Raw genomic sequence first — 16185 nt, 5'->3', positions numbered from 1 at the left:
TCAAACCAATACTTGGCAGGATACAAGTTTGACTTGTGGCACTTCATATACATATACAATTAAATATCGTAATGGTGACGGAACTGAGACAGAAACTATTTCTACTAGCCAAACAACTGACGAGTGTGTTTATAGAAGAACATTACCATTAACCGTTTACGTATTGCCTCAGACGTCTATTTTAGAATCAACAAATAATGAGAATAATAAGGATGAAGAAGAAAACATAGAAGGAGACGAATTTGATCAGAATATTGATAATAGTAGTGATGGTATTGATAGTGAAAATTGTATTGATAATTTAGACAACCCCCAAATTTTAAATAAGGAGAATAAAGACAACCAAGACTATAATAATAGCGAAAATAAAAATTTATCATCTTCGTTGTTTGTTGTGGGGATAACACCAGAGAAGGATGTTATTATAAGAGAGACACTTTATGCAGGTAATTTTATTTATAGTACTGCTAGGGTTAGTAATTTAAAAGTTGAGCAAGACAATGCAGTAGTATTAGCCGATTATTTGATTGATTTTTTTGGAGTTGAAAAATATAATAGATTTTTTTGGTCAAATATAAGCATAAACGGCAAGAAATGGTGGTATCAATATGTAAATGCTTATATTTACGGAGGTTATCCTTTGGAAGCTATTAAGCAATCTATTAAATTTGGCGGAAAAACTGTTCATCCTGTTATTCCGTGGAAAACCTGGAAAGATGCGGACGATTATAAGGATTATATAGGGAAATAAACATGCAAGATATAATTCAAAAAATTAAAAATGGCCAGGTTGGAATTTTACCGACAGATACTTTATATGGTTTAGTGGGTAGTGCCTTAAATTCTCGAAGTGTTGAGAGAATTTATCAAATTAAAAAAAGGGACTTAACTAAGCCCTTAATTGTTTTAATTAGTTCAATTCAAGATTTAAACTTATTTAAAATTAAATTGGAAAAATGGCACAAAGATTTTTTAGAAAAATATTGGCCAGGCGAGGTGAGTGTAATTTTAAATTGTCCAAACGAAGAATTTAAATATTTACACCGAGGTAGTCAGACGTTAGCTGTGCGTTTGCCTGATAAACCAGATTTAATTGATTTAATTCAGCAAACAGGTCCATTGGTGGCACCGAGTGCTAATCCAGAAAATTCAGCCCCGGCTTTAAATATTCAGCAAGCCCAGAATTATTTTGGCCAGCAAGTTGATTTTTATGTTGATCAGGGAGAATTAAATTCATCTCCATCAACTTTAGTCGATTTAACTGGCGAAGAAATTAAAGTTTTAAGACAAGGCAAGGTCAAAATTAAAAATGTCTAAACAAGTTTATGTCATTTGCCACAATATTCGTAGTGCCTACAACGTAGGTTCTATTTTTCGTACGGCCGATGGAGCTGGAATAGATAAAATTTTTTTAACCGGTTATAGCCCAACGCCAGAAAATTATAAAGTTTTAAAAACTTCTTTGGGCGCCGAGCAAAAAGTTAAATGGCAAAAGTCTCGTCAAATTTCAAAAATTATTCAAGAACTCAAAAAACAAAAATTTCAAATTATAGCCTTAGAAACAGGTGGCCAATTACTTTATGATAAAAAATTTAAATTTAAAAATAAATCTGTCTTAATTTTAGGTAATGAAAAAACAGGTTTGTCTAAAACAATTTTAAATCAAGTTGATAAAATTATTTCTATTCCGATGCGTGGGTTTAAAGAGTCTTTAAATGTCTCAGTCGCCTTTGGAATTGCTATTTATGAAATCACTCAACAAAAATAAAAATTTAAAATTAAAGTTTTATAATTCAGCAATTGAAGATATACTTTTTGTTGATAAGCCCAAAGGTATTAGCTCTTTTGATGTAATTCGTATTTTACGCAAAAAGTTAAATATAAAAAAAATGGGCCATGCTGGCACACTTGATCCCTTAGCTTCGGGCTTATTAATTATTGGTGTTAATAGCGGTACAAAGAAATTAAACCAATTTTTAAATTTAGATAAAACTTATTTAATGGAAATATTGTTAGGTAAACAAACTCAAACCGGTGATATGGAGGGGGAAATAATTGCCGAAAAAAAAGTTAGTAAAATTTTAATTAGTGAAGTTAAAAAAGTTTTACAAGAAATGAAAGGCAAAATTGAATTAGCTGTGCCGATTTATTCAGCGATCAAAATTGATGGTAAAAAACTTTATGAATACGCTCGCCAAAAAGTTAAAATAAAAACACCCCAAAGAGAAAATGAAATTTTTTATTTAAAACTTTTAGATTATTTTAAAGAAAAAGAAAATTATATTTTAAAAGTAGAAATGCGATGTAGTAAGGGTACTTATGCGCGTTCGGTAGGTGAAGAGATTGGTCGAAGACTTGGTTATCCGGCGACATTGAAAAATTTAAGAAGATTAAAAATAGGCGATTTTGAAATAAAAAAGTCCAGACGAGCTGGACTTAAGGAGAACTAGTATCTGTTGGGATAGTAAAGGAATCTAACAGATTTTGAATCTCTAAAAAATAAGGAGAGGTTTCGCAAATTTGAAAGACGAAAATACCGGCGACGGCAAAGGTGCCGACCTCCTTGCCTTTATAAAAAAGATTTCTACCTTCTTTAATTATGCCAATCTCGGCTAGTTTTTGTTCAACGTCTTTAGGCGTTTTGATGTGTGCGTTGTTCTGCATAAAGTTGATTCTAAAATTCATTCTCCCTCCAGTGATCTAAGTTGAAATGTTCTGCAATTATCTTAATCTTTTTTAAAAAAAGAGTCAAGCCCGCTAATTAAGCGGGCTCAGATTTTTGCGAAAATGGTTCTATTAAATACGCAATTGCTTTTGAAAGAGGATTTTCAACATCTACACAAATATGTGTATGATCTAGGTTTCCCCAGCTAGCAATTCGAGTGTTGGTTGATGTGTGAATAAAAGATCCACCCTTTTCTACGACGTTGAATTTTCCAAAAGCAGTAGCTACGAGATCAGATTTTACACCAGCACAAAGTTGGTATGTTAAAAATTTTTGACCTTGTTTTGTTGAACAAATAATAGACCTCCTTTTAAAGAACAAAATAAAGAACTAAGTTGTTCTTTATTGATTAGAATAACAATTATTTAATTTTAATAAACGTCGATTGATTATCAATTTTATATCTATCACTAAAACCAGCTGGAACTTCAACTACGTATTGAGCGGGTTGTAAAGAATTATAACTACCACATGGTTTGTGAGTGCAGGGTGGAGCTTCTTTAATAATAGAAACAACTTTAAAATTTTCATCAATATAAATAATGTCAATTGAGAAATTCATATTTTTCATCCAAAAGCTACGGATGTCGGTATTTTCAAAAACAAATAGCATGCCCTCGTCATCTTTCAATTCTTGGCGGTACATTAAACCTTGAGTTTGTTTTTCTGGAGTATCAACAACCTCAGTTTGAATAGTAACAACTTTGTGATCGTCTTTATAAAAAATCACTTTTTGTTTTGAATTGGACGATTGGCCACAAGCGCTTAAAAAAAACAGACTGCCAATTAAAAGTGAAAACAAAATAAATTTGTTTTTCATAAACTTATTTATTTTTATTTAAGGTTTTGATGCACTTGGTGCAGATTTTAACTTTTTTGCCGTCAAGAGTTTTGCTTTGTAAATTTAAATGTTGACGGTGTTTAGTTTTGTTATTAGCATGACTGCGGATATTACCGCGTAGAGCCGTGCGACCACATACATCACATTGTCTGGACATATAATTTATATAAGATTATTATTTATGAAAATATTATAGCGTAGATTTAAATTTTAATCAAGAGCCGTACATATAAACATTTAAACATTTAAACAAAAGGACAAAAGAACATAAAAACATAAAAATAGAAAAACAACTTCAATCGTCATCCCACACTTGATGCGGGATCCAGGGTTTTGTGTCATCCTCAACTTGATTGGGGATCTAGAATTAATATGGGGATTCTTATTTTTTAGAATAAGCTTTGTTAAATTTAAAAGATTTTTTAGAGAGAAGTTAAAAGCGATTAACACTGGATTCCCGGTTAAGCCGGGAATGACGCGTTCGTCATCCCGCACTTGATGCGGGATCCAGGGTTAAGCACATTAGGTGTTGGTTTTAAAATAAACATTTAGATTTAGGTAATTTAAAAATTAATTTTTAAATAATAAAAAGGGCCGACGGATGCCGGCCTTATTTTTTACACGCTTACGCGAGTGAAGTTGTCATAATATCTTTAGGTCTAACGAGTCGGTAACCCCCTTGGATTGTTTCTGTTGGTATTTTTCCTTCACCCCTTTCTAATTCGGATAACTCCAATTTGGAAAGCCGATCGAAGAAAGGAGACAAGGGGCAAAAAGAAGGAGGATCATCTCCTTCTAGTATGCACATACCGATTTCTCCTGATCCATCTTCTGTGGGCTCTCCACAGATGAATTCTCCCTTCTTGTTTTTGTGTAATAACTTACAAGAGGGAAGTTCTTGGATGGGAATTTCCCTATTAATCCATAGGGCTTTGTTTTCTTCTCCCTCACCACCGATCTTAGCCCCTTCTTGTTCATTGAAAAATTTTTCCAACGCCTCCTTGGGGTTATCAGCCTCAACAAGACGGAATCCTCTTGTTTTAGCCGGTAGGTGGTATCGGATGATTTCCAAATTAAGTTGATTCTCTGTATCATAACAGACAAAGATACCAACCTGGTCGATGTGACGACATTTTACATTCGATCCCTGACCAATTTGCATAGATCTCTTAATGATTGGGATTCTGTATAACATTTTTCCTCCTTGTTTTTAGGGAACACGTTTTTTGTTTGATTTTCGAAGTTAAATTGTTGATGTACAATATAGACATCTTAATTTGTAATGGTTTTTTTGTCAATAACTTAGTACCTTCGTAATACAACAAATGCTTGTATTTAATTTTGGATTTTAAAATTTTTAATTTAAAATTTATTTCGGATTTAGGATTGCGAATTTGTAATTTTAGAATTTTATGTTAAAATAAAATATATGTTAATCAGTAGTTTGTTATCCAATCCATTAATGTTTGTGATGTGGATAGTGGCGATTTTATTAGCCATCACAATACATGAATTCGCCCACGCGGCGGCGGCTTTTTATTTAGGCGATCCAACTGGGAAAAATATGGGACGTTTGACTTTAAATCCCTTAGCTCACTTAGATTTAACGGGAACTATTTTTTTATTTTTTGTCGGTTTTGGTTGGGGCAAACCCGTGCCGTTTAATCCCTACAATTTAAAAAATCAAAAATGGGGTCCGAGTTTAGTTGCCCTAGCTGGGCCAGCTTCCAATTTAATTTTTTTAATTTTGATTGGTTTAATCATGCGATTTGTTTATCCATTTTTGGGCTTAGGTTATGAAAATGCTTTATTTAATTTTTTATATTTATTATTAATTATCAACACTTTATTAATGGTGTTTAATTTAATTCCCATTCCGCCACTGGATGGTTCAAAAGTTTTGTTAGCTGTTATTCCAGATTCCATGGCTGATTTTAAAATTAATTTTGAACGCTATGGCGTCTTTGTTTTGATCGCTTTAGTTTTTTTGGGTGACGGAATTTTAACTGGCATATTTGACTTTTTTATTAATATCATCCATAATTTATTTATTCTGTAATAAGGTTTAAATTAATAAAAATTTTTAATATTTAATACCAAATTACATATTTTACTTGACATGAAAATTTACATGTAGTATATTTATACAAATTCTTTTTTTATTATTTTTAAAATCATTATAGTATGCCAACAATTAATCAATTAGTCCGTAAAGGTAGGAAATCAAAATCTAAAAAACCGAAAACGCCAGCTTTGCGTAAACGTTTAAATACTTTAAAACGTAAGACTAAAGAAATAGCAAAAGGATCACCTTTTCAACGAGGTGTCTGTACTAAGGTCACAACAGTTACTCCTAAAAAACCAAACTCAGCTTTACGTAAAGTGGCCAGGGTTAAATTATCTTCAGGTGAAGAGGTGACAGCTTATATTCCAGGTATTGGCCATAATTTACAAGAATATTCAGTGGTTTTGGTTCGAGGTGGTAGAGTTAAAGATTTGCCTGGTGTGCGTTATCATGTGGTGCGGGGAGTTTATGATACTACGGGTGTTGCCAATCGCCAACAAGGACGAAGTTTATATGGAGCCAAAAAGGGCGCCAAAGTCACCAAGGGCAAAGCAAAGAGTGAAGAATAAATTTAAATTAAATTATTATTAAATTAAATAATCTAATATGAGAGGAAAAAAAGCTAAAAAAAGAGATATTATTCCAGATCCCAAATTTAGTAGCGTAACAGTCGCTAAATTAATTAATCACATTATGTCTCGGGGTAAAAAAAGTGTAGCCCAAAAAATTATCTATCAAGCTTTTGATATTATCAGTCAAAAAACAAGCAAAAATCCTTTAGACATTTTTGATTTAGCTTTAAAAAATGTTGGTCCAGATGTCGAAGTTAGAACCAAAAGAGTTGGTGGAGCTAACTATCAAATTCCTTTTCCAGTTCGAGGCGATCGTAAATTAACTTTATCTTTGCGTTGGATTATTGGTGCGGCCAAAACAAAAAAGGGGCAACCAATGGCAGAAAAATTAGCTTCAGAATTAATGGCGGCTGCCAATGAAGAGGGGGCAGCTATTAAAAAGAAAGAAGAAGTCTTTAAGTCTGCTCAGGCTAATAAGGCTTTTGCGCACTTTGCTAGATAGCTTTTATTTTATTTTTTAAACTTATTTTTTTAATTTTTTATTATTTATCATGCTTAGACAATTTCCTTTAGAAAAAATTCGTAATATTGGAATTATTGCCCATATTGATGCTGGAAAAACAACCGTTTCTGAACGTATTTTATATTATACAGGCAAAAAACATAAAATAGGTGAAACCCATGAGGGTGGGGCCGAAATGGATTGGATGGAACAAGAAAGGGAGCGAGGAATTACAATTACTTCTGCAGCTACAACCTGTTTTTGGCCACTAGAGCCACAAGACAAAAAATGTCAAATTAATATTATTGATACTCCCGGCCATATTGATTTTACGGTTGAAGTTCAAAGATCTTTAAGGGTTTTAGATGGTGGCGTCTTAGTTTTTGATGGTGTAGCTGGAGTTGAGCCACAGTCAGAAACAGTTTATCATCAAGCCGAAAAATTTTCCGTACCCTTAATTGCTTTTATAAATAAAATGGATCGTATGGGTGCAGATTTTTACTATGACGTTAAATCTATTCATGAGCGTTTAAATCCCCATGCTTATCCGGTACAATTGCCAATTGGTGCCGGTGAAACTTTTCAGGGTATTGTGGATTTATTTGAAATGAAAGCCGAAATATATAAAGATGAAATGGGAAGAGAAATTGAAAAAACTGAAATTCCAGAAGACATTAAAGAAAAGGCAGAAGAATTTAGACATAAGTTGGTTGAGGCCATTGTTGAGCAGGACGAAAATTTAATGAATCAATATTTAGAAGGTCAAGATATTTCAATAGAAGATTTAAAAAGAACTTTACGTAAAGCAGTTATTGGAAATAAAATTATTCCCATTTTATGTGGATCGGCTTTAAAAAATAAAGGTGTCCAATTTTTATTAGATGCTATTGTTGATTATTTACCTAATCCTCTAGAATTGCCAGATATTAAAGGTAAAAACCTTAAAGATGAATCAGAGATGATTAGAAAAACTGAAGATGATGCACCTTTTTGTGCTTTAGCTTTTAAAATTGCCACTGATCCATATGTGGGTAAGCTAAGTTTTTTTCGAGTTTATTCTGGAAAATTAGAGGCAGGTTCATATGTTTTAAATACAACAACAGGCGATAAAGAAAGAATTGGTCGTATTGTTAGAATGCACGCTAATCATCGTGAAGAAGTTGATCAAATTTTTGCCGGAGAAATAGCAGCAGCAGTTGGTTTAAAAAACACTACTACCGGAGATACATTGTGTGATCCAGAAAAACCCATTGTATTAGAATCAATTACTTTTCCTGATCCAGTTATTTCTGTTGCTGTTGAACCTAAAACTAAAGCTGACCAAGAAAAAATGGGAGTTGCCTTGCAACGTTTAGCTGAAGAAGATCCAACTTTTAAAATTAAAATTGATGAAGAAACTGGTCAAACTGTTATTTCGGGCATGGGCGAATTACACCTTGACATTATTGTTGATCGGATGAGACGCGAATTTAAAGTTGAAGCTAACACGGGCAAAACTCAAGTAGCTTACCGCGAAACTATTACAGCCATGGCTGAGGCTGAGGGTAAATATGTTCATCAGTCTGGTGGTCGTGGACAGTATGGTCATTGTTATTTAAGACTTGAGCCACAAGAACGAGGTCAAGGTTTTGAATTTGCTAATGAATTAAAAGGTGGAGCTATTCCACAAGAATTCGTACCAGCAATTGAAAAGGGCGTTAAGGAAGCATTAGCTAATGGCGTTTTAGCTGGTTATCAAATTGTTGATGTGAAAGTAACAGTTTTTGATGGTTCATATCACGATGTCGATTCTTCAGAGGTGGCCTTCAAAATTGCTGCTTCTCGCGCCATTAATGATGGATTTAAAAAAGCTAAACCAGTTTTATTAGAACCAATTATGAAAGTCGAAGTGATTACGCCAGAAGATTTTATGGGGGATGTGATTGGAGATTTAAATTCCAAACGCGCGCAAATTAAAGAAATGAAAGATCGTGGTCAATCTAAGGTTGTTGATGGTATTGTACCCTTGGCTGAAATGTTTGGTTATGCTACACAATTAAGATCTATGACTCAGGGTCGGGCCAGTTATACTATGGAATTTTCTCATTATGATCCTGTTCCACAAAATGTTGTGACTGCTATTATCGAAGGTAAAAAATAATTAACTTGACTTTTTTATTTAAAATATTATTATATAAATAAATTAATTTAAAAATAAAATATGGGAGAATCATCAATAAATGAAATTATTAATTTAATTCAACCGCAAGACAAATTAATTGTTTTAAAAGATGACCGGCCAGCCTGTGTTATTCTGGGTATGGAAGTTTACAAAAAAATGTTATCCCCAAATAATTCAGGTTTAGACTTGACAAGGCAACAACTATTAGATAAAATAAACAGAGAAATTGCACTGTTGAAAACCTTGGAAGAAGAAGAAGCTTTAGACGGGTTGGATTTAGAATTAAATAATAAAAATAATAAAAGTCAGAGTTTTAAAGAAAAATATTTTTCTGAAATTACCAGTCAAGAAATTTATTACCCTGAACCACTTGAATAATTTTTCAATTTAATATATAATAATTAATATCTTTTTAAAAAATAATTTAATTAACATTAAATAAAAAAATATGGCAGAAAAATTTGAGAGAAATAAACCTCATCTTAATATTGGTACCATTGGTCACGTCGATCATGGTAAAACAACTTTAACTGCGGCAATTTTAAAAGTTTTGGCCGCCAAAGGATTAACTGCTCAAGAAAAATCAGTTGATCAAATTGATAATGCTCCAGAAGAGAGAGAGCGTGGTATTACAATTGCAACAACTCATGTAGAATATGAAACAGCAAAAAAACATTATGCTCACATTGATTGTCCAGGACATGCCGACTATGTTAAAAATATGATTACTGGTGCAGCTCAAATGGACGGAGCTATTTTAGTCGTCTCTGCAACTGATGGTCCGATGCCACAAACTCGAGAACACATTTTATTAGCCGGTCAAGTTGGTGTACCAGCTATGGTTGTTTTCATCAACAAAACTGATCAAGTTGAAGATCCAGAATTAGTTGACTTAGTTGAAGAAGAAGTCAGGGACTTACTTAAAAAATATAATTTTCCTGGCGACGAAACACCAATTGTTCGTGGTTCAGCATTAAAAGCTATTGAAGATCCCAATGGTCAATATGGTGATGCCATTATGGAATTAATAAACAAAATTGATGAATATATACCTGATCCACAACGCGATATTGAAAAACCATTTTTAATGCCAATTGAAGACATTTTTTCAATTGAAGGTCGTGGGACTGTAGTAACTGGTAGAATCGAAAGAGGCAAGGTTAATTTAAATGACGAAATTGAAATTGTAGGTATTCGCGATACCGTTAAAACTGTTGTAACTGGCATCGAAATGTTTAAAAAATCTTTAGACGAAGGTCAGGCTGGTGATAATGCAGGTATTTTGTTAAGGGGTATTAAAAAGGACGACGTTGAGAGAGGTCAGATTATTTGTAAACCAGGATCAATTACTCCTCACACTGAGTTTGAAGCCGAAGTCTATATTTTATCTAAAGACGAAGGTGGTCGTCATACGCCATTTTTCAAAGGCTACAAACCACAATTTTATATCCGCACAACCGATGTAACTGGAGACGTTGAAATTCCTGAAGGCAAAGAAATGGTTATGCCGGGTGATACCGTTAACTTAAAAATTAAATTAATTGCACCAATTGCTATGGAAGAAAAGTTAAAATTTGCCATTCGCGAAGGCGGCCGAACCGTTGGAGCAGGTGTAGTTACTAAAATTATTAAATAAATATGTATACCAACATCCCGATTTATATCGGGATGTTGAGTATGCTTTATAACTAATTATTTTTTATTCTGAAAAATTAACATGGTAGCAGAATTGAAAGAACCTAAAAAATCAAAGATTCAAATTAAAAAGAGCGAATCAAAAAATCCTGAACAACAAAAAATTAGGATTAAAATTAAGGCTTACGATCATAAAATTATTGATCAATCAACTAAGTCGATTATTGATATTGCTCAGAGAACCGGGGCTCAGATTAGAGGACCCATTCCCTTGCCGACAGAAAAAAGACGTTACACGACTTTGCGTTCTACTTTTGTGCACAAAGATAGTCGTGAACAATTTGAAATTAGAACCCATAAGCGTTTTATTGATATTATTAATCCGACAGCCAAAACGATTGAATCTTTGACCAGTTTGAATTTGCCGGCTGGAGTAGATATAGAAATAAAAATGTAATTATTTAACCAAGATTAAAATTGATTAAAGGTAACCCACATGGAAGTGCTTTTAAACATATATTAATCTTAAGGGGGATTTAAAAAAAGACAGAATCAAATAACATTAGAGACTTTAGAAACGAAGATAACTTATCTGGTTTAAAGTCCGGATATTTTTTATTAAAATATGAAATTTATATTAGGTAAAAAAGTAAAAATGAGTCAGGAATTTAAAGAAGATGGTCAGGTTATACCAGTGACAATTATTGAGGCTGGACCTTGCCAAGTGACTCAAATCAAAAGCCAAGAGCCAGATGGTTATATTGGAGTTCAGTTGGGTTTTGATAATAAGAAAAAAATTAATAAAACACTACAAGGCCATTTAAAGGATTTACCTAATTTTAGATATTTAAAAGAATTTCGTTTAAATAAAATTGATCACGATTTCAAACGCGGTGATGAAATTAAAGTTAATATTTTTAATCTAGGAGATGTAGTCCAAACTACTGGCGTGTCAAAGGGTAAAGGATTTCAAGGTGTCGTTAAGCGCCACGGTTTTAAAGGACATCCAGCTACTCATGGTCACAAGGATCAATTAAGAATGCCTGGTTCAATCGGGGCAACCAACGCTGCTCGTGTTTTTAAAGGTACGCGCATGGCAGGTCGAATGGGTGGTGAACAAGTGACGGTCAAAAATTTAAAAGTAGTAAAAATTGATTTAGATAAGAATTGGCTATATTTAAAGGGTGCTGTGCCGGGGGCTAATGGTGGTTTAATTTTAATTAAAAGCTTAAAAGAAGTAAAAGGCGATGACTAAAAATAATTTAAAAATTCAAATTATTGATCAACAAGGTCAAGAAATTAGCCAACAGGAATTATCGCCTAAAATTTTTGACGTTGAAATTAATTCCGGTTTGATTCATCAAGCCGTTGTGACTCAACTAGCTAATCGTCGTCAAAATTTATCTCACACTAAACAAAGAGCAGAAGTGCGTGGTGGTGGTCGCAAACCTTGGCGTCAAAAAGGCACTGGTCGTGCTCGACATGGTTCGTCTCGCTCACCTTTATGGATTGGTGGCGGAGTGACTTTTGGTCCCACCACAGAACGTAATTTTAAAAAGAAAATCAATCAAAAAATGAAAAAGAAAGCCATTTGGATGTGTTTATCTGACAAGGTGGCAAATAACTTAATGTTAGTTTTAGATAAAATTGAATTAAAAAAAATAAAAACGCAAGACATGGTTAGAATTTTAAATAAAGTTTTACCAACAGAAGAAAAAGATAAAAAAATTAAAAAGGTTGATCCCAAAACTAAGGAAACTAAAATTACTAACAAAAAAATAAAAGTTCAACCAAGTTGTTTAATGGTTTTGGACGATAAAAATGATGAACTAGTAAAATCAGCCCGTAATATTGATAAAATTAAAATTATTCGAGTTGAGAATTTAAATATTTTAGATATTTTACAATATAAATACTTTTTAACTACAGTGGCGGGGATACAAAAAATTACACAACTTTATATCAGCGAAGCAAATGCGCCTGAAATTAAATCCACTGTTAAAAAAGTTTCAAAAGTTAAAGAGGCAAAAGTAAGTGCCACTAAAAAATAATATGTCAATTCTAGATAAAATTTTAAAAAAGAAAACTGATAAACTGGCTATTAATTCTCAAGAAGTTGAAGTTAAAAAATCGGCTAAAGATAAGAAAAAACAAGTTGAAACCAAAAAAGCAGTTTCTAAGCTTGAAGTTAAAAAAGAAACTAAAGTTTCAACCGTCAGTAAAAAAACAAGCGATTGGAAAAATTTTCCTGTTTATCGCGTTTTAATTCGACCAGTTATTACTGAAAAAGCCACAGATTTATCAGTTAATAATCAATATATTTTTGAAATTAGCAAACAAGCGACAAAAAATGAAATTAAAAAAGCAGTCGCTGGTCGTTATGGTGTAAAAATTAAAAAAGTTAATCTTATCAACGTTAGAGGCAAACAAGTACGTTATGGCCGAACTCGCGGGAAAACTAAGAGTTGGCGTAAAGCGATTGTTACTTTACAAGCGGGTGATAAAATAGAATTATAAATATGGCAATTAAAGTTTACAAACCAATTACTCCAGGTCGTCGACAATCTTCGGTGGTTGTTAACTCAGCAGTTAGCAAAAATAAGCCGGAGAGATCTTTGATTTCCATCATTAAAAAGAAATCAGGTCGCAATAATAGTGGTAAAATTACAGTTAGGCATCGTGGTGGCGGAACTAGATGCTATTATCGCCAAGTTGATTTTAAGAGAAATAAATTTAACATGCCGGCGGTGGTTGAAACTATTGAATATGATCCTAATCGTACAGCTTATATTGCTTTATTAAAATATGAGGATAATGAAAAAAGATATATTTTAGCACCAGCAGGTTTAAAAGGTGGTGATAAAGTTTTATCTTCCAAAGAAAAAATTGAACCACAATTGGCCAATGCTATGCCATTGAAATTTATGCCGATTGGTGCTGAAGTTCATAATGTTGAATTAGAACCGGGTCGTGGTGGTAAAATTGTTAGATCGGCCGGTATGGTAGCTATTTTAATGGGTTGTGAAAATCGTCATGCGCAATTAAAATTGCCATCAAGTGAAATTAGATTAGTCCCTGAAATGTGTTTGGCAACTTTAGGTCAAATTAGTAAATCAGAACATCGCCACATTAAATTAGGCAAAGCCGGTAGAACGCGTTATTTAGGTAAAAGGCCAACGGTTAGAGGTAAGGCTATGAATCCGTGTGATCATCCGCATGGTGGTGGAGAAGGTGGTTGTTCAATTGGTTTAGTCCATCCCAAAACGCCTTGGGGAAAACCAGCTTTGGGAGTTAAAACTCGTAAGAAGAAAAAGAATACCAATAAATTTATTTTAAAACGTCGTAAATCTAAAAAGAAAAATTAACCTAACTAATTTGTATGTCACGTAGTCTTAAAAAGGGTCCTTATGTTGATCCAAAATTAATGAAAAAAATTAACAAAGCTCAGGCCAATGGTGATAAGGGTTTGATTAAAACTTGGGCTAGAGCTTGTACAATTACTCCAGAAATGGTAGGTTTTAATCTTGGTGTTCATAATGGCAAAGATCACCTTCCAGTTTTTATTACTGAGGCTATGGTGGGTCATAAATTGGGTGAATTTTCTCCAACACGTAAATTTTATAAACATGGCGGTAAAAAACAAAAAGAACAGGATAAAGCTGCCGCCAATAAAAGTTAATTAATTATAAAATATGGAAGTTACAGCTAAATTAAAAGATTTTAGAATGTCAGCTAAAAAAATTCGTTTAGTGACAAATTTGGTTAAAAATATGCCAGTGATTGAAGCTCAGGGTCAGTTAGGTATTTTAAATAAAAAAGTGGCCTTACCGATTTTAAAATTATTAAATTCGGTTATAGCCAACGCTGAAAATAATTTTAATTTAAAAAAAGAAAATTTATATATTAAAAATATATTAGTTGACGAAGGTCAAACCTTAAAACGTTGGCGACCACGCGCTTTTGGTCGTGCCACGCCGATTCGTAAGAGAACGGCTCAGGTAGAGATAATTTTAGACGAAAAAATTGCTTCGGTTCAAATTAAGAAAAAAATTGAAAAATTAGAGAAACCACAGTTAGTCGAAAATAAACCAGTTGAATCTAGACAAGCGCTGCCGGTTACCGAAGAAGAAACAAGTGCGCCGGTTGAATTAGATCAAGATAAAAGCGAAAAAATTGTTGACGTAACTCGACAAGGGAAACATCGTCATCAACAGCATTTAGATCAAACTAAAATAAAGTCAAGTGAAGGAAAAATTAAAAAGTTTTTCCGTCGTAAAGCAGCTTAAATATATGGGACACAAAGTTAATCCAAAAGTTTTCAGAATAGGTAACAATAACGATTGGGCATCGAAATGGTTTTATAATTGTCGTAGCCAAAAAAATGTTGGTCAATTAAAGCAAGATGTTTTAATTAGAGAATTTTTAATTAAAAAATTAAAAGGTTCTAGCGTTGATGAAATTCAAATTGAAAGATCAGCTGATGAAATGAAGATAATTATTTATACGGCTCGCCCAGGTTTTATTATTGGTCGGTCTGGCCAGGGTATTGAAAAGGTTAAAGAAACCTTGAAAAAGAGTTTTGATTTTAATAAAAAAACTAAATTTGAAATAATAATTAAAGAAATTAAGGATCCAAATTTATCGGCTCGGGTAATTCTGGAAACCATTGCTTTGGATTTAGAAAAAAGAATTCCTTATCGTCGAACACTTAAGAAAAATATTGAACAAGTTAAAAAAGCTAATGCTCAGGGTGTCAAAGTTGTCGTTAGCGGTCGTTTAGATGGAGCTGAAATTGCTCGACAAGAAACCTTAAGTTATGGTAAAATTCCTTTACACACCGTAAGAGCTAATATTGATTATGCTCAGGGTGGAGCTCAAACAATTTATGGAACGATTGGGGTTAAAGTTTGGATTTGTAAAGGCGAAATTTTTAAAGGCGAAGCCAGACCGGATAAGGCAAAAGAAGAAACAGATGGTCAGCGGAAAAAATTTTTTAATAAAAAAGGGCCAGTTAAAAAATTTACTCCGACCAAAAAATAATTTTAAATTAAAAACAAGTTTTAAATAAATATATGTTAAGTCCACGTAAAGTTAAACATCGTAAATGGCATAAAGGTAGAACCAAAACCAAGGCTGATCGTTGTGTTGAAGTAAGTTTTGGTAGTTATGGCTTGAAAAGCTTAGAAGCTAAATGGATTACTGCTCGTCAAATTGAAGCGGCTCGTCGTTCGATTACGCGTTTTATTAAGCGTAAAGGTAAGGTTTGGATTAGAATTTTTCCAGATAAACCAGTTACTACTAAAAGCGCGGAAGTTCCTATGGGTGGTGGTAAGGGTGCAGTTGATCATTATGTTGCGGTGATTAAGCCTGGTACGGTTTTAATGGAATTAGACGGCGTAAATGAAGAATCAGCTCGTGAAGCTTTACGTTTAGCTGGACATAAATTTCCAGTTAAAACTAAATTTGTGATTAAAAATTAATTATGAAATTTAAAGAATTAAAAAATAAAACCCCACAGGAATTAGAAATTTTATTAAAAGAATCAAGAAATAAGATTTTAGATTTGGAAATTCAGGCGACAACTGGTCAGTTAAAACATGTCAGGGAGATTCGTAAAAATAAAACAATGGTCGCACAGATTTTAACATTAATTAATAATCAATCTAATAAAAAAAAATAATTTT

General features: G+C 33.0%; 22 protein-coding genes and 2 pseudogenes. 20 read left to right on the top strand and 4 right to left on the bottom strand.

Translation table 11 applies throughout. From position 1 onward, the window contains the following. The 4 genes from PHS07_01165 to truB all read left to right on the top strand — a co-directional run. On the top strand, nucleotides 1–751 hold a 751-nt coding region (locus tag PHS07_01165), incomplete at its 5' end, for a hypothetical protein (GenBank protein MDD4606938.1). A 2-nt stretch (nucleotides 752–753) separates the two neighbouring features. After that, nucleotides 754–1317: an L-threonylcarbamoyladenylate synthase gene (locus PHS07_01160; GenBank protein ID MDD4606937.1), complete on the top strand. Its 564-nt coding sequence runs from the start codon at nucleotides 754–756 to the stop codon at nucleotides 1315–1317. Beyond that, a complete protein-coding gene (locus PHS07_01155) occupies nucleotides 1310–1768 on the top strand; it encodes a TrmH family RNA methyltransferase (protein MDD4606936.1) in 459 nt (152 codons plus the stop codon). Before PHS07_01160 ends, PHS07_01155 begins: the two co-directional genes overlap by 8 nt. After that, on the top strand, nucleotides 1746–2450 hold the full coding sequence (gene truB / locus PHS07_01150; protein MDD4606935.1) for a tRNA pseudouridine(55) synthase TruB: 705 nt from the start codon (nucleotides 1746–1748) through the stop codon (nucleotides 2448–2450). Before PHS07_01155 ends, truB begins: the two co-directional genes overlap by 23 nt. Here the strand turns inward: truB and PHS07_01145 are convergent. The 4 genes from PHS07_01145 to PHS07_01130 all read right to left on the bottom strand — a co-directional run bounded on the left by PHS07_01145 (nucleotide 2437) and on the right by PHS07_01130 (nucleotide 4728). Next, nucleotides 2437–2664, bottom strand: coding sequence for a hypothetical protein (locus PHS07_01145; protein MDD4606934.1), 228 nt, complete (start codon nucleotides 2662–2664; stop codon nucleotides 2437–2439). The genes truB and PHS07_01145 overlap by 14 nt on opposite strands. A 422-nt stretch (nucleotides 2665–3086) precedes the next feature. Then, complete coding sequence (locus PHS07_01140; protein ID MDD4606933.1) at nucleotides 3087–3545, bottom strand: DUF192 domain-containing protein; 459 nt, start codon at nucleotides 3543–3545, stop codon at nucleotides 3087–3089. Nucleotides 3546–3549: 4 nt separating this feature from the next. Then, a complete protein-coding gene (rpmB, locus tag PHS07_01135) occupies nucleotides 3550–3723 on the bottom strand; it encodes a 50S ribosomal protein L28 (GenBank protein MDD4606932.1) in 174 nt (57 codons plus the stop codon). A 468-nt stretch (nucleotides 3724–4191) separates the two neighbouring features. Then, nucleotides 4192–4728, bottom strand: coding sequence for a hypothetical protein (locus PHS07_01130; protein MDD4606931.1), 537 nt, complete (start codon nucleotides 4726–4728; stop codon nucleotides 4192–4194). 267 nt (nucleotides 4729–4995) lie between these two features. Here PHS07_01130 and PHS07_01125 point away from each other — a divergent pair, with 267 nt between their 5' ends. The 16 genes and pseudogenes from PHS07_01125 (at nucleotide 4996) to rpmC (ending at nucleotide 16181) form a co-directional block, all read left to right on the top strand. Beyond that, nucleotides 4996–5625 carry a site-2 protease family protein gene (locus PHS07_01125; protein ID MDD4606930.1) on the top strand — a complete coding sequence of 210 codons (630 nt, stop codon included), beginning with the start codon at nucleotides 4996–4998 and terminating at the stop codon, nucleotides 5623–5625. A 125-nt stretch (nucleotides 5626–5750) separates the two neighbouring features. Beyond that, entirely contained in the window at nucleotides 5751–6200 is a 450-nt protein-coding gene (gene rpsL, locus PHS07_01120) for a 30S ribosomal protein S12 (GenBank protein ID MDD4606929.1), read from the top strand. 37 nt (nucleotides 6201–6237) lie between these two features. Next, nucleotides 6238–6705 carry a 30S ribosomal protein S7 gene (rpsG, locus tag PHS07_01115; protein ID MDD4606928.1) on the top strand — a complete coding sequence of 156 codons (468 nt, stop codon included), beginning with the start codon at nucleotides 6238–6240 and terminating at the stop codon, nucleotides 6703–6705. A 49-nt stretch (nucleotides 6706–6754) separates the two neighbouring features. Further along, a complete protein-coding gene (gene fusA, locus PHS07_01110; GenBank protein MDD4606927.1) occupies nucleotides 6755–8845 on the top strand; it encodes an elongation factor G in 2091 nt (696 codons plus the stop codon). Nucleotides 8846–8905: 60 nt separating this feature from the next. Next, nucleotides 8906–9244 (top strand): hypothetical protein, encoded by a 339-nt coding sequence (locus PHS07_01105; protein MDD4606926.1) that lies wholly within the window; start codon nucleotides 8906–8908, stop codon nucleotides 9242–9244. Between the two features lie 70 nt (nucleotides 9245–9314). Next, entirely contained in the window at nucleotides 9315–10502 is a 1188-nt protein-coding gene (gene tuf, locus PHS07_01100) for an elongation factor Tu (GenBank protein MDD4606925.1), read from the top strand. An 81-nt stretch (nucleotides 10503–10583) separates the two neighbouring features. After that, complete coding sequence (gene rpsJ, locus PHS07_01095) at nucleotides 10584–10958, top strand: 30S ribosomal protein S10 (GenBank protein MDD4606924.1); 375 nt, start codon at nucleotides 10584–10586, stop codon at nucleotides 10956–10958. A gap of 168 nt (nucleotides 10959–11126) precedes the next feature. Then, nucleotides 11127–11756: a 50S ribosomal protein L3 gene (gene rplC, locus PHS07_01090; GenBank protein MDD4606923.1), complete on the top strand. Its 630-nt coding sequence runs from the start codon at nucleotides 11127–11129 to the stop codon at nucleotides 11754–11756. Then, nucleotides 11749–12552 (top strand): 50S ribosomal protein L4, encoded by an 804-nt coding sequence (rplD, locus tag PHS07_01085; GenBank protein ID MDD4606922.1) that lies wholly within the window; start codon nucleotides 11749–11751, stop codon nucleotides 12550–12552. Before rplC ends, rplD begins: the two co-directional genes overlap by 8 nt. 202 nt (nucleotides 12553–12754) lie before the next feature. Then, nucleotides 12755–13018 (top strand): annotated as a pseudogene (rplW, locus tag PHS07_01080) (50S ribosomal protein L23). Nucleotides 13019–13020: 2 nt separating this feature from the next. Continuing rightward, complete coding sequence (gene rplB, locus PHS07_01075) at nucleotides 13021–13866, top strand: 50S ribosomal protein L2 (GenBank protein ID MDD4606921.1); 846 nt, start codon at nucleotides 13021–13023, stop codon at nucleotides 13864–13866. 14 nt (nucleotides 13867–13880) lie between these two features. Next, on the top strand, nucleotides 13881–14180 hold the full coding sequence (rpsS, locus tag PHS07_01070; GenBank protein ID MDD4606920.1) for a 30S ribosomal protein S19: 300 nt from the start codon (nucleotides 13881–13883) through the stop codon (nucleotides 14178–14180). A gap of 13 nt (nucleotides 14181–14193) precedes the next feature. After that, nucleotides 14194–14523 (top strand): annotated as a pseudogene (gene rplV / locus PHS07_01065) (50S ribosomal protein L22). Between the two features lie 268 nt (nucleotides 14524–14791). Continuing rightward, on the top strand, nucleotides 14792–15541 hold the full coding sequence (gene rpsC, locus PHS07_01060; protein ID MDD4606919.1) for a 30S ribosomal protein S3: 750 nt from the start codon (nucleotides 14792–14794) through the stop codon (nucleotides 15539–15541). Between the two features lie 32 nt (nucleotides 15542–15573). Continuing rightward, a complete protein-coding gene (rplP, locus tag PHS07_01055) occupies nucleotides 15574–15981 on the top strand; it encodes a 50S ribosomal protein L16 (GenBank protein MDD4606918.1) in 408 nt (135 codons plus the stop codon). Between the two features lie 2 nt (nucleotides 15982–15983). Further along, complete coding sequence (gene rpmC, locus PHS07_01050; GenBank protein MDD4606917.1) at nucleotides 15984–16181, top strand: 50S ribosomal protein L29; 198 nt, start codon at nucleotides 15984–15986, stop codon at nucleotides 16179–16181. The last annotated feature ends 4 nt before the right edge of the window (nucleotides 16182–16185 follow it).

The organism is Patescibacteria group bacterium (assembly GCA_028707495.1).
Lineage (GTDB): Bacteria > Patescibacteriota > Patescibacteriia > UBA2591 > JAQWAS01 > JAQWAS01.
Note: the sequence above shows the minus strand (reverse complement) of the source record. Positions and strands in the feature narration are given on the sequence as shown.